General features: G+C 40.4%; 20 protein-coding genes. 18 read left to right on the plus strand and 2 right to left on the minus strand.

Going from position 1 to position 18364, the window contains the following annotated elements; genetic code table 11:
• Positions 1-15: 15 nt before the first annotated feature.
• The 14 genes from phnW to M028_RS0125190 all read left to right on the plus strand — a co-directional run bounded on the left by phnW (position 16) and on the right by M028_RS0125190 (position 13085).
• Positions 16-1149, plus strand: a complete 1134-nt coding sequence (gene phnW, locus M028_RS0125120) for a 2-aminoethylphosphonate--pyruvate transaminase (RefSeq protein ID WP_026576304.1) — start codon at positions 16-18, stop codon at positions 1147-1149.
• A gap of 126 nt (positions 1150-1275) precedes the next feature.
• Positions 1276-2067: a DeoR/GlpR family DNA-binding transcription regulator gene (locus tag M028_RS0125125; RefSeq protein WP_026576305.1), complete on the plus strand. Its 792-nt coding sequence runs from the start codon at positions 1276-1278 to the stop codon at positions 2065-2067.
• 58 nt (positions 2068-2125) lie between these two features.
• Positions 2126-2644: an MgtC/SapB family protein gene (locus M028_RS0125130; protein ID WP_026576306.1), complete on the plus strand. Its 519-nt coding sequence runs from the start codon at positions 2126-2128 to the stop codon at positions 2642-2644.
• A gap of 204 nt (positions 2645-2848) precedes the next feature.
• Positions 2849-4045: a saccharopine dehydrogenase family protein gene (locus tag M028_RS0125135; protein WP_026576307.1), complete on the plus strand. Its 1197-nt coding sequence runs from the start codon at positions 2849-2851 to the stop codon at positions 4043-4045.
• Between the two features lie 156 nt (positions 4046-4201).
• Positions 4202-5014 carry a phosphonoacetaldehyde hydrolase gene (gene phnX, locus M028_RS0125140; RefSeq protein ID WP_269320957.1) on the plus strand — a complete coding sequence of 271 codons (813 nt, stop codon included), beginning with the start codon at positions 4202-4204 and terminating at the stop codon, positions 5012-5014.
• Positions 5015-5087: 73 nt separating this feature from the next.
• A complete protein-coding gene (locus M028_RS0125145; RefSeq protein WP_026576309.1) occupies positions 5088-5597 on the plus strand; it encodes a BMC domain-containing protein in 510 nt (169 codons plus the stop codon).
• Positions 5597-7072 (plus strand): aldehyde dehydrogenase family protein, encoded by a 1476-nt coding sequence (locus tag M028_RS0125150; protein ID WP_035424680.1) that lies wholly within the window; start codon positions 5597-5599, stop codon positions 7070-7072. The genes M028_RS0125145 and M028_RS0125150 overlap by 1 nt, the downstream gene beginning before the upstream one ends.
• A gap of 13 nt (positions 7073-7085) precedes the next feature.
• Positions 7086-7367: a BMC domain-containing protein gene (locus tag M028_RS0125155; RefSeq protein WP_026576311.1), complete on the plus strand. Its 282-nt coding sequence runs from the start codon at positions 7086-7088 to the stop codon at positions 7365-7367.
• Positions 7368-7370: 3 nt separating this feature from the next.
• Positions 7371-8153, plus strand: a complete 783-nt coding sequence (pduL, locus tag M028_RS0125160) for a phosphate propanoyltransferase (RefSeq protein WP_026576312.1) — start codon at positions 7371-7373, stop codon at positions 8151-8153.
• Entirely contained in the window at positions 8150-8977 is an 828-nt protein-coding gene (locus M028_RS0125165; protein ID WP_331280337.1) for a hypothetical protein, read from the plus strand. Before pduL ends, M028_RS0125165 begins: the two co-directional genes overlap by 4 nt.
• A 6-nt stretch (positions 8978-8983) precedes the next feature.
• A complete protein-coding gene (locus M028_RS0125170; RefSeq protein ID WP_026576314.1) occupies positions 8984-9256 on the plus strand; it encodes a EutN/CcmL family microcompartment protein in 273 nt (90 codons plus the stop codon).
• A gap of 61 nt (positions 9257-9317) precedes the next feature.
• A complete protein-coding gene (gene pbfA, locus M028_RS0125175; RefSeq protein WP_026576315.1) occupies positions 9318-10664 on the plus strand; it encodes a (R)-1-hydroxy-2-aminoethylphosphonate ammonia-lyase in 1347 nt (448 codons plus the stop codon).
• A gap of 180 nt (positions 10665-10844) precedes the next feature.
• Positions 10845-12470, plus strand: a complete 1626-nt coding sequence (locus M028_RS0125185; RefSeq protein WP_026576316.1) for an ATP-binding protein — start codon at positions 10845-10847, stop codon at positions 12468-12470.
• 132 nt (positions 12471-12602) lie between these two features.
• On the plus strand, positions 12603-13085 hold the full coding sequence (locus tag M028_RS0125190) for a PaaI family thioesterase (RefSeq protein ID WP_026576317.1): 483 nt from the start codon (positions 12603-12605) through the stop codon (positions 13083-13085).
• Positions 13086-13203: 118 nt separating this feature from the next.
• Here the strand turns inward: M028_RS0125190 and M028_RS0125195 are convergent, their stop codons facing one another.
• On the minus strand, positions 13204-14094 hold the full coding sequence (locus M028_RS0125195) for a TetR/AcrR family transcriptional regulator (protein WP_026576318.1): 891 nt from the start codon (positions 14092-14094) through the stop codon (positions 13204-13206).
• Positions 14095-14282: 188 nt separating this feature from the next.
• Between M028_RS0125195 and M028_RS0125200 the strand changes: the two genes are divergently transcribed.
• The 3 genes from M028_RS0125200 (at position 14283) to M028_RS0125210 (ending at position 17205) form a co-directional block, all read left to right on the plus strand.
• The gene (locus M028_RS0125200; RefSeq protein ID WP_026576319.1) at positions 14283-15809 is read left to right on the plus strand and encodes a DHA2 family efflux MFS transporter permease subunit; all 1527 of its coding nucleotides are present in this window, start codon (positions 14283-14285) and stop codon (positions 15807-15809) included.
• Between the two features lie 124 nt (positions 15810-15933).
• The gene (locus tag M028_RS0125205) at positions 15934-16389 is read left to right on the plus strand and encodes a hypothetical protein (protein ID WP_026576320.1); all 456 of its coding nucleotides are present in this window, start codon (positions 15934-15936) and stop codon (positions 16387-16389) included.
• Between the two features lie 48 nt (positions 16390-16437).
• On the plus strand, positions 16438-17205 hold the full coding sequence (locus M028_RS0125210) for a cobalamin-binding protein (protein WP_026576321.1): 768 nt from the start codon (positions 16438-16440) through the stop codon (positions 17203-17205).
• A gap of 41 nt (positions 17206-17246) precedes the next feature.
• Here the strand turns inward: M028_RS0125210 and M028_RS0125215 are convergent, their stop codons facing one another.
• The gene (locus M028_RS0125215) at positions 17247-17546 is read right to left on the minus strand and encodes a hypothetical protein (RefSeq protein WP_026576322.1); all 300 of its coding nucleotides are present in this window, start codon (positions 17544-17546) and stop codon (positions 17247-17249) included.
• Between the two features lie 268 nt (positions 17547-17814).
• Here M028_RS0125215 and M028_RS0125220 point away from each other — a divergent pair, with 268 nt between their 5' ends.
• Positions 17815-18327 (plus strand): YbaK/EbsC family protein, encoded by a 513-nt coding sequence (locus M028_RS0125220; RefSeq protein ID WP_026576323.1) that lies wholly within the window; start codon positions 17815-17817, stop codon positions 18325-18327.
• Positions 18328-18364: the final 37 nt, after the last annotated feature.

Here is an 18364-nt window from a genome sequence, read left to right on the forward strand (position 1 = left end):
AAGGAGAATTAACAAATGAATAAAAAAGATTTCACAAACAACCCATACTTATTGCTGACACCGGGTCCTTTAACGACTACGGATACTGTAAAGCTTGCAATGATGAAAGACTGGTGTACATGGGATGACGACTACAATAATATTGTCCAAGACATCCGAAAAAGGCTTGCTGGGCTTGCAACCGAATCAATTGATCAGTATTCAGCAGTATTAATGCAGGGAAGTGGGACCTTTAGTGTAGAATCCGTCATTGGTACGGTTTTACCGCGGGACGGAAAATTATTGGTGATTGCAAACGGAGTCTATGGAAGCCGAATCGTTAAAATCGCTAAAACGCTTGGGATCAATACTGTTGTTTTGGAAAGCGGTGAGGTGGAGGCTCTTGATTTAAATCGTTTAACAAATGTGCTGGAAAATGATTCGAAGATTTCACATGTAGCGATCGTTCATTGCGAAACCACAACAGGCATGCTGAATCCAATTGAAAAAGTAAGTGAAATTGTTAAACGATACAACCGAGTGTTTATTGTCGATGCGATGAGCAGCTTTGGCGGTGTTGAAATGGATATCGCCTTGTTAAATATTGATTACCTCATCAGCAGTGCTAATAAATGTATTGAAGGTGTCCCTGGATTTGGGTTTGCGATTGTAAAAAAGGCCGAATTTGAAAAGTGTAAACATAATGCAAGGTCTGTTTCTTTGGATTTATATGATCAGTGGAAAACAATGGAGGAACAAAATGGAAAGTGGCGCTTCACTTCGCCGACACATGTTGTTCGTGCCTTTGCCCAAGCCTTAAAAGAGTTAGAGGTTGAGGGTGGAATCCAGAAAAGAGCAAGCAGATATAAGAACAATCAAATGGTTCTCTCCGAAGGAATGAAAAAGCTACAATTTGAGCCAATCCTTCCTGGGGAATTGCAATCTCCAATCATTACGTCCTTTTATTATCCGGAGTCTGAAAAGTTCAACTTTAAAGTGTTCTATCAAAGGTTAAAAGAAAAAGGATTCGTGATTTATCCTGGAAAGGTTTCAGCCTTAGATACCTTCCGGATTGGGAATATCGGAAACGTTCATCAGAAGGATATTGAGGGTTTATTACAAGCAATCGAACAAAGCAGCTTTTGGCTCGACGCTGTTTCTAAGAATTAATCACCCAAAATCGATCTGTTTTTTCACTATAATTTTGTTTTAGCAAATAAATAATCAAAATCATTCAATCTTTTTCCAATGTTATAGTAAAATTATAGTGGATATTTATATCGTGGGGTGAATGAGTTGTCATTAGCTGGGGAAGAAAGAAAAAGGAAAATACTTGAACTCCTTGAAATCAGTGGGAAAGTTAAAGTTAATGAACTGGCAGAAATATTAGAGGTTTCAACTGAAACCATTCGTAAATATTTAGATGAGTTGCAGCAGGAAGAAAAATTAAAAAAGGTTTATGGCGGGGCAATCAATATATCCTTTTTTAATGAGGAGCCTCCAACTGTAGAAAGAGAGGTGACCCACTCTGAAGCCAAACAACGAATCGGAGAGTACGCAGCTAACCTAATTAATGATAATGACGTCATTGCGATTGATGACGGAAGCACGCCGCTGCAGCTTGTTAAAAACTTGCGTAAAAAGCGAAATTTAACGATTTTTACTACCTCGATTTCAGCTCTATCGGTGTTAATCGACTTGCACCAGCAAAATATTTTCACAGGGAAGATAATCATGCTTGGCGGAGAGATAAACACCACCCATCATCGTGTAACGGGGAGCTTTACGATCGAAATGCTGGAAAATCTATATGTAGATAAATATTTTATCTCAGCCGACGGTTTAACAAAAGAAACCGGAATTACCAGCTTCGATTCTTCTAAAGGCATGGTAACGAGAAAGTTAATTGATCATTCCAGCAAATCAATTGTCCTGATTGACCATTCCAAAGTCGGGAAACGAACTCATTATAAGATGGCTGATTTGCAGGATATTGATATTATCATTTCAGATAAAGAACACCCGCAGGAATGGGAATATCTATTAAAAGAAAATCATGTAAAATGGCTAGTTGCCGACAAGAAATAAATGATCAATAGACTCTTTAAACCATTGGCAAACGAGCTCCCTGAAAAGGAGGATTATAATGGAGCATTTGGGAGTCTTTTACGAAGAGCATCTTTTTAAAAATATTGAGATTTATCTTCGTTTAGTGATTAGCGCGCTCCTTGGGATGTTTATTGGTTGGGACCGTAGTGCCAAAAATAAGCCAGCTGGTTTAAAAACCTTTACGTATGTTTCTGTTTCGTGCACGCTCATTACACTCGTTTCCATTTATAGTGCGGAGGTTTTTGGCAGTTCTAACCCCAATAATCGTATGGATCCAATGAGACTGACAGCGCAGATTGTTTCCGGGCTTGGCTTTTTGGGGGCTGGCTTGATATTAAAGGATGGTTTACAGGTAAAGGGTTTAACATCTGCGGCAATGATCTTTTTTGCAGGCGGTGTTGGGATAGGCATAGGAGCTGGTTTTTATGGTTTGGTTTTAGCTTCGGTCTTAATTACATTTATCCTGGCAAAAATAAGCCAGATAATTGAACACCGTCATCTAATGACGATTGAAAAAGAAGAGGAAAAACAAGGCTACCATCGAAGTTCAGGTTAAAAGAAACGGCAGGTTCTAGGTTACTAGAAACTGCCGTTTTTCTATTTAAAAAACCCAAATGAAACTACAAATCAAAACCAAGTAAAATACATCAAAAAAATTTTAAAAATAACAATTAAAACCAAGACAATCCAAAGTATTTGTGATACAATCAAACCAACTCAAGAATTGAGTGAATATTTTTAATCTTAAGGAGGCGAAAAAATGAAGGTGTTTTGTTTAGGTGGAGCAGGGAGAATTTGCCGAGAAGCCGTTTTAGATCTTGTCGAGCATTCTGATTTTGATGTCATTACCATAGGTGATTTTAATGAGGAACTTGGCCTTGAATTAGTCAAGGAATTGAATGATCCCCGTTTAAATTTTGTAAAGGTAAATGTATTTAACCATGAGGAAACAGTCAAACAATTGAAAGGCTACGATATTGTCATGGATGGAACGACGATCACCCTAAACGGCCTTTCTACCGCCTGTATTGCAGAAGCCGGTTGCCATGGGATCAATTTAAACGGATTTGGCGCAGAGGATGAATTTACCGAAATCTTCAAGAAACATAATCGAACCGCAGTTCCCGGTTTTGGAATGACCCCTGGTGTTACACAAATGATGGCGATGCACGCTGCCAACCAATTAGATGAGGTAGACACAGTGCGAGTAAGCCACGGCTCTTTCCGGCCCATTGCATTTTCAAAATCGATTACCGAAACCACCACCTACGAATACGACCCAGACCTTCCTGGACGAATCGTTTTTGAAAAGGGCGAATTCGTTCAAGTCCCTCCTTTTGCAAGACCAAGAAAGATTCAACTTCCAGAGCCTTATGGCGAAACCATTCAATATATTATTCCGCATTCAGAAACTCGTACCCTGGCAAAAGCGCTTGCGAATAAAGGGGTACAGCTGATTGAAGTGCGGGGAACCTGGCCAAAACAGAATATGCAATTAGTTCGTGCCCTCTATGATTACGGAATTATGCGCAATCCAAAGGTTGAAATCAATGGTCAAGAAGTTGGTGTAATGGATGTAATTGGTGAGTACCTGCTTCAATCAAAAGAAGGCCAGGAAACAGAGTTGTACGGATACTCGCTTCATATAGAAGTCGTTGGGAAAAAGGCTGGAATACGGAAACGCCATATTTTATACCATACGCATCCTGCAAGTGATGGATCAGTCAAAGGGTGGGAAAACCTACGTGCGTATACTCGAAATGTCGGGATTCCAATGGCAATTGCAACTGAGTTAATTGCCAAAGGCTTGGTTAAAAAAACAGGTGTGTTAATTCCAGAAGATGCATTTGAGCCAACTGTCATTTTTGAAGAACTGAAAAAACGCGGCATTCATATACACGAAGAAATTGAAGTGGTGTCCGAAAGTGTTGAAGAAGAAACAACAATCCAAGCATAACGATCTATAACCATGACAAGGCAGGTATTACATATAAAGTTTTTTCAAATGCCTGCCTTTTACTAAAAAAATTACCAGCCAATAATATATATATCCTTTTGCACAATTGAGTGACGAAAACGGTAGTATTGGTTGTTGACAAAGGAGGTTCGTCTTTTGAATAATCAATCTTCCCAGATTGAAGCAGTTATTTTTGATTGGGCAGGTACAATGGTGGACTATGGCTGCTTTGCGCCATTAAATGTATTTTTAGAGATTTTTAGAAAAAGAGGAATCGAAGTGACGGACGAGGAAGCGCGGGCACCGATGGGACTTTTAAAATGGGATCATATTCGCGCCATGTGTGATATGGACCGGATTGCCCAATTGTGGAAAGCGAAATTCGGCAGAATACCAACGGATAAGGATGTCGATGATTTATATGCCGATTTTGAACCAATGTTGTTCGCAAGCCTCCGCAATTATTGCACACCAATCCCGGGGGCACTGGATTTAGTGGGAAAACTAAGGCAGAAGGGAATTAAAATTGGTTCGACAACTGGTTATACAGCGGAAATGATGGCGGTTGTTGCCCCGGAAGCAAAGAAACAAGGTTATGCACCAGATTATCTGTTTACACCTAATGATGCACCAGCAGGGCGCCCGTATCCTTGGATGTGTTACTTAAATGCTATGAATTTAGGGGTATTTCCAATGAAGCATATTATCAAGGTTGGAGATACGGTTAGCGACATTAAAGAAGGAGTCAATGCCGGAGCTTGGAGCGTTGGTGTGATTAAAGGCGGAAGTGAACTGGGTTTGAAGGAAGAAGAAGTCAATTCAATGGACCCGGATTTATTGGCAGATATGATGGAAGTTGTGGCGAAGCGTTTTAAAGACGCAGGTGCTCATTACGTGATTGATAGTATTGGAGAATTAGATAAACTCATTCCGAAAATTAATCTGCGCCTGGCAATTGGTGATGATTAAGTGAAGTTTTTAAACTAGATGCCTTTGGTGGAAAAGATTTTTAAACAAGCCAAGTGGTGAAGAGGTGAATTGATTGCAGAAACATGCCTATGCACTGGGAATGATCGAAACGATTGGCTTTCCGGCATTGATTGCTGCGGCGGATGCCGCTTCAAAAGCAGCAGATGTGAGGGTTGTCTCCTATCAAGGAGCAGACTCAGGTATTGTGACCATTTACATTATCGGCGATGTAGCAAGCGTAAAATCAGCTGTCGAGGTTGGGACAGAAGCCGCCAAAAGGGTTGGGCAACTTCGTCATTCTCATGTCATTGCCAGACCTGATGACCATATCATTCAAATGCTCTTTCCGGCGCTGTTAAAGAAAGCCGAGGAAAAATCGGAACCGTCAGAGCTTAAAGAAGTAAAAAATAAAGACCAAGAAAAACCAAGGGAATGGACTAAAACTAGTCTTCAAGAGCTAAGAGAACTTGCTAATTCGTACGAAGGTTTTCCTTTATCGCCCCAAGAAATTTCTTCGGCTAAAAAAGAGGATTTAGTAAAACAGATTAGCAGGTTCCTAGCTGAGAAAGGTGGCGATAATTGATGTACTTGGATCATGATCTGGAATCGATGCAGGAGGGGAGACGAAATCTCGAGCAAGCGAGACAAGCACAAAAAACGCTTGGGAGTTTGACGCAGCATCAAGTGGATCAAATTGTCCACAATATGGCCCAAGCGGCCATAAGGGAATCAGGCAGGCTTGCGGCATTAGCGGTGGAAGAAACAGGGTATGGGAATGTCGAAGATAAGCGGGCCAAAAATCTTTTTGCAGCGAATGATGTGTATGAATCGATAAAAGATAAGAAAACTGTGGGAATCATTTCTCGTAACGAGGAGCAGAAGGTTTGGGAAGTGGCTGAACCAGTGGGCACGATTGCGGCAATTATTCCATCAACAAACCCAACATCAACGGTGATTTTTAAAGCTCTGATTGCAATGAAATCTAGAAATGCCATTGTTTTTAGCCCGCATCCTTCTGCGGCAAAATGCACGAATGCAGCGGTTAAGGTGATGAAGGAAGCAGCAGTGGCAGCGGGTGCACCAGATGGATCCATTTCCTGTATTTCAAATCCAACGCTTGCCTCGGCCCAGGAAGTCATGAATCACACACTGACTGATTTAATTTTAGCCACGGGCGGTCCGGGAATGGTAAAGGCAGCCTATAGCTCAGGAAAACCTGCCTATGGAGTTGGACCCGGGAATGTACCAGTGTATATCCACTCAAGTGCAAATATTGGGAAAGCGGTCAGTCAAATCGTTCAGAGTAAAATCTTTGATTATGGAACAATCTGCGCCTCTGAACAGGCACTAGTGGTGGACCACTCTGTTAAACGAAAGGTAAAAGCTGCTCTAGAACAAGAAGGAGCGTATTTCCTTGATGATTATGAAAAGAAAAAAATCGAAGAGATTATTTTGAAGAATGGGAGTTTGAATCCGGAAATGGTCGGAAAATCTCCGAAAATCTTGGCACAATTGGCGGGAATACTCGTCTCAGAGGATACGAGATTGCTAGTGGCTGAAGAGACCAAGGTTGGTAAAGCATACCCGTTTTCTCTTGAAAAGCTTTCTCCAATTCTAGCATTTTATACGGTTGAAGGCTGTTCCGAGGCTAGTGAAGTGTGTAATGAATTGTTAGAACTCGGTGGATTGGGGCATACCATGGGGATTCATTGTGAAGATAAACAAGTTGTTGAAAGCTTTAGTCTTTCACAAAGGGTCTCGCGGGTTGTCGTAAATTCAGGAACGACATTTGGTGGAATCGGTGCGACAACCGGTATCTCACCATCAATGACTCTCGGCTGTGGCACTTACGGAAGCAATATTTCGTCTGACAATATTGGTCCGGAGCATTTATTGAATACAAAACGGATCGCTTTTGGCATCAAGGAGATGAAAAATGAAGCACCAGCAGTGACTTCAGGTTCACAGCAAACAGTCTCAAACAATGAAACGCTTATTTCTAAAGCTGAGGTTATGGAAATTGTAAAGAGTATTTTAAAAGAATTAAATTTTAAATGAGGAGGCATAAACAATGAGTGGAGAAGCATTAGGAATGATTGAAACAAAGGGTTTGGTTGGGGCTGTTGAGGCAGCTGATGCGATGGCAAAGGCAGCAAATGTTAGATTAATTGGAAAGGTTCATGCCGGCGGCGGGCTTGTGACCGTAATGGTTCGCGGAGATGTCGGAGCGGTTAAAGCTTCCGTAGATGCCGGAGCTGCTGCAGCTGAAAGTGTCGGCGAGTTGGTTTCAGTCCATGTAATTCCACGCCCGCATTCGGATATTGAGTTGATTCTTCCGAAATTGGAAGGATAGAAGATGACGATTATTACGGAATCCAAACTTAGAGCCATGCTGAAAAATGGGATTCCTAATCCTTTCACCCTTGGCGAGGGGGAAAAACTTACCCCTTCCGCAAGGGATTTTCTTCGCGAAAGACGGATTGTTGTAAAGCAACAGCACAGGATTAAAAAGGCAGCGTCTGTGGATGAAATGACTGAAAGCCCTTTAATTCCTGTAGGTGTATCTAACCGGCATGTCCATTTATCATTGGCAGATGTGGAGGCCTTATTTGGAAATGGTTATTTGTTAACACCGTTTCGGGAGTTATCACAGCCGGGGCAATTTGCTGCCAAAGAGCAGGTGACCTTATTGGGTCCAAAGGGGATTATCCAAAATGTAAGAATTCTCGGACCTGCTAGGGGAGAAACACAGGTGGAAATTTCCATAACGGATGGATTTCAATTAGGCGTCCATCCCCCTATCCGCTTATCTGGATCCATTGAAGACACGCCCGGATTAACTCTTGTAGGCCCAAAGGGATGTGTGGTTCTGGAAAAAGGGGTAATAGTTGCGAAACGCCATGTTCATCTTTCGCTTGATGAGGCAAAAAAACTCAAGGTGGAGCAGGGTGACCGGCTATTGCTTGAAACCGTCGGGGACCGGCGGATTATTTTTTCAGATGTTGTTGTTCGTATCAATCCTACTTATCGCATGGATTTCCATGTCGATCTCGACGAGGGGAATGCGGCGAGATTAAAAACGGGTGACCTTGTTAAAATCATTGGAAAAAATGATCAGTTTTATTGGCAAGGGAGGTGAGGAGCATCGATATTCGAGCGATGATTGAGTCGGTTGTGAAGGAAGTTGTCCAATCGATGAAAGTTGAAAAGGAAAAAGAGCAGATTGGGAAAGTGTTATTCGTTTTTTGTGATAGTTCGGCACATGAGCTGTTTGCTGATCAGTTTATTAAATTAAAGAACCATAAAATCGGGTATGATTTGTTATTTTTAGATGGTGAAACCTCTTCCTGGCTGGGGATGCAGCGAATTGAATCAAGCGGTTCTGATCGAATTATCGCGGCCGATGAATATTCTCCTGCTGCGATCGAACTGCCGAAGGAATACGATGGAATCGTTATTCCGGAAATTGATTTGGATAATGCAGCGAGAATCGTAACCGGCTTAAAAGGTACAATTAAGGCTGAATTGATTTTTTCGGCGATTATCTTGGAAAAGTTTCTTATTGTCGGGGATGACACCCCTGGCATAAAGAGAGCCGACCGCCGCTGTTTAAAAGCACTTTCTTTACCAGGACCTTACCGGAAACGGTTTGAATCCTATGTGGAAGGGATGAAGGAGCTAGGTATTGAGTTTTTGCCGCAAATGGAGTTAGCAGATGCGGTTATTGAAAAACTGTGTGATCGGCTGGCAAAGTCGCCAGCTGCTAAAACGGAAGAAATAAATCATGCAGATGATGGAGGTCTGACCTTCAAGAAAAAACTTCTCACCCCCGAATGGATTAAGGCCCAGCAAGAATTCCCGAATCATACCCTTACCCTTCCAAAAGGTGTTATTATTTCCCCTTTAGCAAAGGATTTGTTAAAGGAGAAAAAATTGACCATCAAGTATATCGGTAAAGGATGATGTAGAGTGCGGCTAGCGAGGGTTGAAGGAAGTATCTGGGCGATTCAAAAGGAAAAGGGAATGGAAAACATCAAACTTCTCATTGTTCAGCCCATTAATGTGGAAAAACAACCCGAGGGAAATGTCATCATTGCGATGGACCGAATTGGTGCCGGAATTGGTGAATTTGTCATTATTACGCAGGGGACGCCCGCACAAAAATTGACGGGCGAAAAATGCGCCCCCATTGATGCAGCGATTGTGGGAATTGTCGATTCCTTAGAAGTGCCTGTGATCTAATCAGTTCGTTGAAACTCAATTTTTTTTAAATGAGAGTCTTTTAAAAAAGGGGGTGGCAAATATGAGAAACCTTGATTCTGAGCTATTAAGAACGGAAGGAGATATTAATTTATCTCAAAACCGTAAAGAATGGCAGGAGCGCCATCTAAGTAAAGACACCTTTCAACTTTTAGAAGAAGATTCTGAATATTATCTGCACCAGTCGCTTTCAACCCCTTGCTTGAATGTGATTGAAAAAAGCTATGGGATTTACCTTGAAGATTGTGAAGGAAGAAAATATATGGATTTCCATGGGAACAGCGTTCACCAGGTTGGCTATGGAAATGAGTACGTAATTAAGGCGATAAAGGATCAGTTGGATGTTTTGCCTTTTTCCCCGCGCCGTTATACAAATAAAACTGCGATTCAATTGGCAAAGAAATTGGTGGAACTTGCTCCGGGACATTTAAATAAAGTACTTTTAGCACCTGGAGGGACTTCTGCCGTAAGTATGGCCTTGAAGCTTGTCCGAAAGGCAACCGGAAAGTTTAAAACCATTTCAATGTGGGATTCCTTTCATGGAGCTAGTTTGGATGCAATATCTGTCGGCGGCGAAGCTATTTTTCGCAATGGAATGGGTCCGCTTATGCCAGGAACCCTCCAGGTGATGCCCTATAATTCCTACAGGTGTTTTTTCGGGGATCGCAATGACAGCCATGAGAAGGGTCTAGATTATCTTGAGTATGTATTAGAGCGGGAGGGGGATGTTGGGGCGATAATCCTTGAACCAATTAGGTGCACAGATGTACAAATACCACCAAAGGAATATCATCAACGATTAAGACAAATTTGTGATACCCACGGAGTATTATTGATTTATGACGAAATACCAACGGCACTGGGTCGAACGGGGAAAATGTTTGCCTTTGAAAATTATGATATCGTTCCGGATATTGTCCTGCTTGGAAAAGGGCTTGGGGGCGGTGTATTTCCGATGGCAGCGATGATCGCCCGCGAGGACTTAGATGTTGCCGGTGATATTGCTTTAGGACACTTTACACATGAAAAAAGTTCTCTTGGCTGTGCGGCCGCACTCGCCACCCTCCAATATATCGAGGATTTCCGTTTGCTAGAGCAAGCAAACTCCTTAGGTGAAAATATGAAAACTCGTTTGCTAACCATGCAAAACCGATTTGAACTGATTGGGGATGTCCGCGGAATCGGTTTGCTATATGGGGTGGAGCTGGTGCTTGACCGAAAGACAAAAGCGAAGGCCATTTCCGAAGCCGAACGAATCATGTATAAATGTATGGAAAAGGGATTAAGCTTTAAGGTATCGCAGGGGAATGTACTAACACTTGCCCCGCCATTAACCATTACTGAAAAAGAGCTAGAAGAAGCGATGGATATCCTAGAGACATCTTTATAATGGTGCATAATAGCGCCCGATTTTATCGAAAAAAAGTTGCTGTATTCCCAATCTTGCGGGCAGCAACTTTTTTATTTAAAAATGGGGGAGGCCAAGCATAAAAGTATTTATTTAGTATGGAAATGGTAATGGCTCTAGTTTATGATTAAGGAAGAATATATTAAGTTTGGGTGGATACATTTGATTCTATTAGACTACATTGTAAATCTCTCTATTTTTTCACTCATGGTCAGTACACCTTTGGTCATTCGTTCATTTAGTAGTCATCGGTCCCTAAAACAGTTAAGAATTTGGGTGGGGGTCTATGCAGGGGTCGTTTCCATTCTATTAGTAGCATTATCTATCCATCAGCAAGGGTATTCCTATGATATTCGGTATGCCCCGGTTATTTTGGTTTTTGCCTATCTTGGTCCAGTAGCTGGCACCATCACCGGCGGCTTCGCCCTGATTGCAAGATTGTTTTCTAGTGGTCACTGGACACCGGCCATTATTGGCTGGATCTTAATCATGATAAGCTTCATCATCATTCACTTTTTGTCAAAGCGTCACATGCCTGTGAAAAAATGCCTTTATCTATATGTTACCTACGTTGCCATTTATATTGTCACTGTGCCGATTATCTTTAATATTTTAAGACATAAACCTCTTTTTCACTTCCAATACCTGCTTTTTGTCTTATTGGGGGTCATTCTTGGGGCATTATTGATTGAGTCATATGAGCGGCTCCACCGGATTATTATCGAAAAAAAGCAAATGGAGAAAACTTTAGCAGAGAGTGAATCTAATTATCGATTAATTGCAGAAAATACTTCTGACCTCATTATGGTAATGAAACGCGACCATTCTGTTCAATATTTTTCACCTTCCCATGAACTTGTTTTGGGATATAAAGGAATCAAGTTAGAAAAATTTGAATTATGTAAGTTCATTCACCCTGATGATGTTGGAATGTTTAAAGATACGATTGAGTGGATGTTTGAAAATAAAGAGTCCGTTTCGATGGAATTCCGCTTTCATCATAAAGACAGTTATTGGATTGAGTTTGAATCTCGATGTATGCCGGTTGAATGTGAAAACAATTCTGTTGAACATATTGTGATTATCAGCCGGGATATATCTGAACGTAAAAAAGCCGAAGAAATTCTTCTTCAATCTGAAAAACTTTCCATTGTGGGGGAGTTAGCGGCCGGAGTGGCACACGAAATCCGAAATCCCTTAACAACAATTAAAGGCTTTATACAGCTATATAAAACGGAAAATGGTCCAATTCAGTTTAATGAACTGATTCTTAGTGAATTAGAGCGGATTGAAACAATAACAAGCGAACTGCTTTCATTGGGGAAACCGCAGGCCATCCAGCTTAAGAAAACAGAATTAAGGAACTTGATTGAAAGTATTCTTGAGCTTTTGGCACCGCAGGCGTTAATGAATAATATTCAATTAAAATTAACGTTCGAAGATCCAGATTTTCTTATTATTTGTGAGAGAAATCAATTAAAACAGGTATTTTTGAATCTCTTAAAAAATGCCTTTGAAGCGATGCCGAATGGCGGAGAAATCCATGTTCACTTAAGAAATGGCACTGATGGAACGGTAATTATTTCCGTCCGCGACGAGGGCTTCGGGATTCCTGAAGAACTGCTGCCGCGCTTAGGTGAGCCTTTTTACACATTAAAGGAAAAAGGGACTGGGCTTGGTTTAATGATCTGTCACAAGCTCATTAAGCAGCACCATGGAAGAATACATTATCAAAGTAAAATCGGAGAAGGTACACTGGTCGAAATCACGCTTCCTTTAGCTAGCTAATGAAACAATACTTGGAAGTAAATCTCATAAATTGGAGGTACAACCAAAATAGTTTATATAAGAGCCAGGAATCCTCCTGGCTCTATTTTTGTCCAAAATATGGTATAATTTTCTGAAAAGGGAGGAGAGAGTGTGGAAGAAAAGGTGATCAAAGCGATTCAAGATGATTATCCGGATGATTTTGCCTGGTGTTATGGGTGTGGCCGTTTAAATGAGGAAGGACACCATTTTCGCACCGGCTGGCAGGGAGACCAGACGGTAACGATTTATACACCTGAAGCAGCCCATTTGGCTCTGCCAGGATTTGTTTATGGAGGGATTACTGCCTCTTTGATTGATTGCCATGGGACAGGTTCGGCGGCACTAGCACTACATCGAAAAAATGGTCATGAGGCTGGTGACGGGGTAGATCCCCCTCGATTTGTAACCGCTTCCTTAAAAGTGGATTTCGTAAAGCCAACTCCGCATGGCGTCCCTTTAAAAGCAGTCGGAACAGTTACTGAAATTCATCCGAAAAAGTGGAAGGTGGATGCAGAGGTCTTTGCAAATGATGAACTTTGTGCCCGCGGTGAAGTTGTCGCAGTTGTTATGCCAAAAACGTTTATAACCAAATAGTCTCATTGAAAAGCAGTGAACTTCAATTAAGCTGAAATTCACTGCTTTCTTATCGGCTGAAGTGTCCACCCCATATGGACAAAAGAAGCGAAAAGTCCACGGGCGGTGCCTGTCACTTTCACCCAAAATGGGCAATAAGGTTCTCGAGTTGCTGAAGTTCTTTTTCGGCAAAGGGTGATATTTCTGTTTTTAGGGTTGAAAGGGTACTTTTAATTAAATGTTTGCGTGGTGCTCTTATTTGCATAAGTTCATCTTGAATAAAGTCCAATAATTCAAGATGTTTTTCTTGATCCCCTTCATTTGGGCAGTGTTTCGTAATCATTTTCTTTAAAGCAGAACTTAATTGAAGCAGTTGGTCTTTTAGCTCCTGTCCATCCTTTTTACATTCCGGAATCCATTTTGCCAAAAGTTCCGGACTAATTAAATAATCGCCAGATTCCACGACCTCACCGACTATCCCTACCATCCGCTCAACACTATATCGGACAACCCGGCTGATATTGGTATTCACGCCATTAGCAAGGTGGTCGAAGTGGATGTTTTGCTGCATAATCCCCATAAACATGATGGCACAATCCATTAGATAAGCTTTTTTATCCTCACCAAATAAGTCAATAAATCGGTTATAGAGCCAGCGGAGCATGAAAAATTGTCCTCTTTTGAGAAATTCCTTCATTTCCGCATCATTCGAGAATAATACCTCCTCAAAAAGGGTGAAAAGCCGATTTTTTTTATTTGACCGCATTTGTATTTCCATTTGTTTAATAAAAATTTCAATATCAGCTGGGTCTTGTCCGATTAGTAACTCATTCCGCTCCCTGTCCATGTTTTTAAAGATGGATTTAAAAATGGCGATTAATAATTCGTTCTTCGAAGAAAAATAATTATAGAAGGTTCCTTTCGAAATTCCGCTAAAATCCAAAATATCCTGAATTGATGTTGCTTGGAATCCCTTCTCAATAAATAATTGGTGTGCTTTTTCAATTACGTGCTGCTTTCGATCTTTCATCTATATCACCTTAAGTTATATTTATACCCCTGGTATAATTCTATAGTACATTACTTTCGTTTTTAAAACAAACCAAATAAAAAACATGAAATTTTCTTGTTGCAAAAATTGAACTGCTGGTATATGATATTGTCTATGTGAAATAGCAGTACAAAAAAATGAACCGTTAGTTTATAGGGGGTATTACAATGGAGAATTCTGTTAAACCGATAGATCGACCGCCATGGGGGATTCTGGCAATCCTGATGATTGGCGCTTTTATTTCCATGCTAAACGAAACATTATTAAATGTAGCTTTACCATCCATAATGAAAGACCTTGATGTTTCTGCATCAACTGTTCAATGGCTTTCAACCGGATATATGCTCGTAAATGGAGTCATGATTCCTGCGACAGCTTTTTTAATCCAAAAGTATACAGCAAGACGTTTATTTTTAACAGCCATGAGTTTATTTTTAATTGGTACCATTCTTGCTGGTTTTGCAACTTCCTTTCCTGTTTTACTCGTGGCAAGGATGATTCAAGCCTCTGGATCTGCGATCATGATGCCTTTATTAATGAATGTCATGCTAACAAGCTTTCCTCCTGAAAAAAGAGGGGCTGCGATGGGGCTATTCGGCTTAGTCTTCATTTTCGCACCTGCAGTTGGCCCTACCTTATCAGGCTGGTTAATTGAACACTTTGACTGGAGAATGCTCTTCCATTTTGTTACACCGATTGCAGCAATTGTCCTTGTGATTGCAATCTTTCTACTAAAAGATAAAAAGAAAGATGTGGAAATCCGTCTTGATTTCCTTTCCTTCTTATTATCAAGTATTGGTTTTGGCGGTTTATTGTACGGATTTAGTTCTGCAGGGAATAAAGGCTGGGACAGTCCGCAGGTTTATATTACAATTATCGTTGGTGCTGTCTCTATTGTATTATTCATTTGGCGTCAATTAAAGCTTGAGGTACCAATGCTTAATTTCCGAATTTACAAGTATCCAATGTTTACTCTATCTTCGGCGATTTCAATTGTTATTACGATGGCCATGTTTTCTGCGATGTTGCTTTTACCAATCTATGTTCAATCGATTCGCGGAATTTCGCCAATCAAGTCTGGACTACTCATGCTGCCTGGATCTATTTTAATGGGGATCATGTCACCAATTACCGGTAAATTATTTGATAAATATGGCGGTCGTTTATTAGCCATTACTGGTTTATCGATTACGATTATCACAAGTTACTTCTTAAGCACCTTAACACTTCATACTACTTACACTGAGTTAATCCTAATATACTCAGCGCGGATGTTCGGAATGTCGATGGTTATGATGCCGGTTATGACAAATGGATTAAACCAATTGCCTGCCCATCAATATCCACATGGAACAGCAATGAACAGTACTCTTCAGCAAGTTTCTGGTGCAATTGGCTCGGCATTATTAGTTACCATCATGTCTAATCGTACTAAAACGCATGCGACAGACTTAGCAGCTTCTGCGATGAAGCATTTGACTGGAAAACCAACTCCTGAGGCGCTAGCTGAAATGAAACAGCAAATTGCCATGAAAGCCATGCTTGAAGGTATTAATGATTCTTTCTTAGTATCGGTTGGAATTGCTAGTATCGCACTAATACTTGCATTCTTTATTAAAAGAGTTAAACCAGCAGGTAACCCACATGAGGGAACAACAGATAAAAAAGCTGTTACGAAATTAGCTGGAAATTAATGAGAAGGAAAACAGGGGACAGCGAGATTGAATCGTTGTTCCCTGTTTTGTTATATTAAAAGTTGCTATCAAACGATGATTATTGGGATAATATAGTACAGTTAATAGAATTAGGAGGAATACGATGGCAAATCAACAATTTTTAGAAGATGCTTATATTGAACGCTGTGATAAGGAAACAGAAGAACTGATTGCTAAAGAAACCTATTCGTTTCTAAGCCAGCCCCTTGATTATTTAAAAAAACATAAGAAGGAATTTTTATTCTTAGAGTCTCAACAATTTGAAGCTATTCATGTCGATGCTGTTTCTTTAGAGGTAGATGATGTTTTTGGTACATATGATGTAATGTTAGGCCTTAGGTTTCAAAAGAAATTTGGTAATGTGTTAAAAGAGGAGTTAAATCAAAATTTAAAAGGCAGTGAGGCTAAATTTGATTTATTGTTCAGTAATGAGGACGGGCTATGGGATTTAAATTTTGCTTTGAATTATGTAGAGGGATTTAGAGAAGATTTATCCATTGGAGAAGCTTTTGAGCTTATACATCAATTTTTAGTAAAATTGGTTGAAAAAATCAAGTAAGTGTCTGATTTTGATCTTTAATTTATAGAAATATTGAGAGGTGAAACCGTGCGAGTTATATCCATATGCCCCAGTAACACAGAATTGATGGAATTTCTAGGATTAACACATCTTCTAGTGGGAGTTGATGATTTTTCTGATTGGCCGGCTCAGGTTGCAAATCTTCCGAGATTAGGTCCGGATTTATCGATTAACATGGATTTGGTCGAAGAGTTGAAACCGGATATGGTTTTAGCTTCTTTAAGTGTTCCTGGGATGGAAAAAAATGTGGAGGCACTTGTTGAAAGAGGAATTCCCCATATCGTGTTAAATCCGCAGTCCTTATCCGATATTGAAGAAGATTTGATAAAAACTGCTGAGGTTCTTGAGCAGCGGGAACGCGGGATTGATGCAGCTAAGGAATTTCGGTTCAGAATAGAAAAGGTAAAAGAAAGAGGGAAGACGATTCAAGATCGGCCAGCGCTTTATTGGGAATGGTGGCCAAAACCGATTTTTACCCCGGGAAAAATCAATTGGCTGACCGAGATTTCAGAAATAGCCGGAGCAAGAAACATTTTTTCAGATGTTGAACTTGCTAGCGTTCAGACTGATTGGGAGGATGTTTTATCTCGAAAGCCTGATTTTATTTGCCTAGCCTGGGTCGGCGTTCGAAAGGCGAAGGTGCAGAAAAGTGTGGTGACGAAACGTCCAGGCTATGAAAAGCTAGATTATAAGAATGAGAGCCAAATTCTGATTCTGGAAGAAGAATTGTATTGCCGACCATCACCTCGACTAGTGGAGGGCCTTGAAAAACTTTATAAAATCATTCATCCATAATAAAAAGTCTTTGCGCAAAAAAAATCGCAAAGACTTTTTTCTTAACTTAGGCCTTCATCATTTATGGAAAATGGGGACCCTGATGAGGTATGTTGGTTTACCCAGCCAAGAGACATCTCGGAAACAGCTTCCCAATTTGGGATTTCATTACTATGCTGTTCGACCCAGCTCATGCAGAACTGTGGATCGATATTGTATTCTAAGCATTGGGCTAAAAACGATTGAATATTCGTTTCGGTGCAGTTTTGCCATGAACCGCATGTATTAAGCCAAACATTTTCCATTTTCGTTTGTAAAGAAAGCTCATTTATAAAATCGCTGAATTGATTTTCGTAAGTCATTTTAGACCTCCTTGTCATAAATTTCGTATTTTTTCACAAAGATACTTCATAAGTATGTCCAAGGAAAATTGAAAAAATCACGGGCCTTTATTATTTATATTCAAAAGGAAATTGGATGGCGATTCAAAATTGTAAGTAAAAAGTAATGACATTGATTCATAACGAAAAAAACACATGGGTTAAAATAACCTATGTGCCTCTTTTTATGTTTATTTTATTAATTGTGATATTATTCTACATAAAAGTGATAGGGAAAGGATGAAATAAATTGTCATTTGAAAGTGTGAAGGCTCATTTTAAACAATGGAATCGTGAGCAAGATATTATGGAATTCGAAACCTCTAGCGCAACAGTAGAGTTGGCCGCAGAAGCAATTGGTGTAATTCCCGCTCGAATTGCGAAGACATTATCCTTTAGGGGCGAAGAGGAAAAAGCAATTTTAATCGTCGCAGCAGGAGACGCAAAAATTGATAATAAAAAATTTCGCCAAGCATTTGGCTTCAAAGCACGGATGCTAAATCCCGATGAAGTGCTTGAACAAACGGGGCATGCGATTGGCGGGGTATGCCCTTTTGGATTAGCAAAGGAATTGGATGTGTACTTGGATGTTTCAATGAAACGGTTTGATACCTTGTTTCCAGCTTGCGGCAGTTCTAACTCGGCCATTGAATTGAACCTCGAAGAATTATTCCAATATTCCTTTGCAAAGGACTGGGTAGATATTTGTAAAGGATGGCAGGAAGCAGAGCTCGAAGAAAAAGTAATTCAAAATTATAAATAAGATGTTAAAATAAACAGTCGTTTTTTCAACGACTGTT

Origin of the sequence: Bacillus sp. UNC438CL73TsuS30, from assembly GCF_000482325.1 — a bacterium.
Lineage (GTDB): Bacteria > Bacillota > Bacilli > Bacillales > Cytobacillaceae > Neobacillus.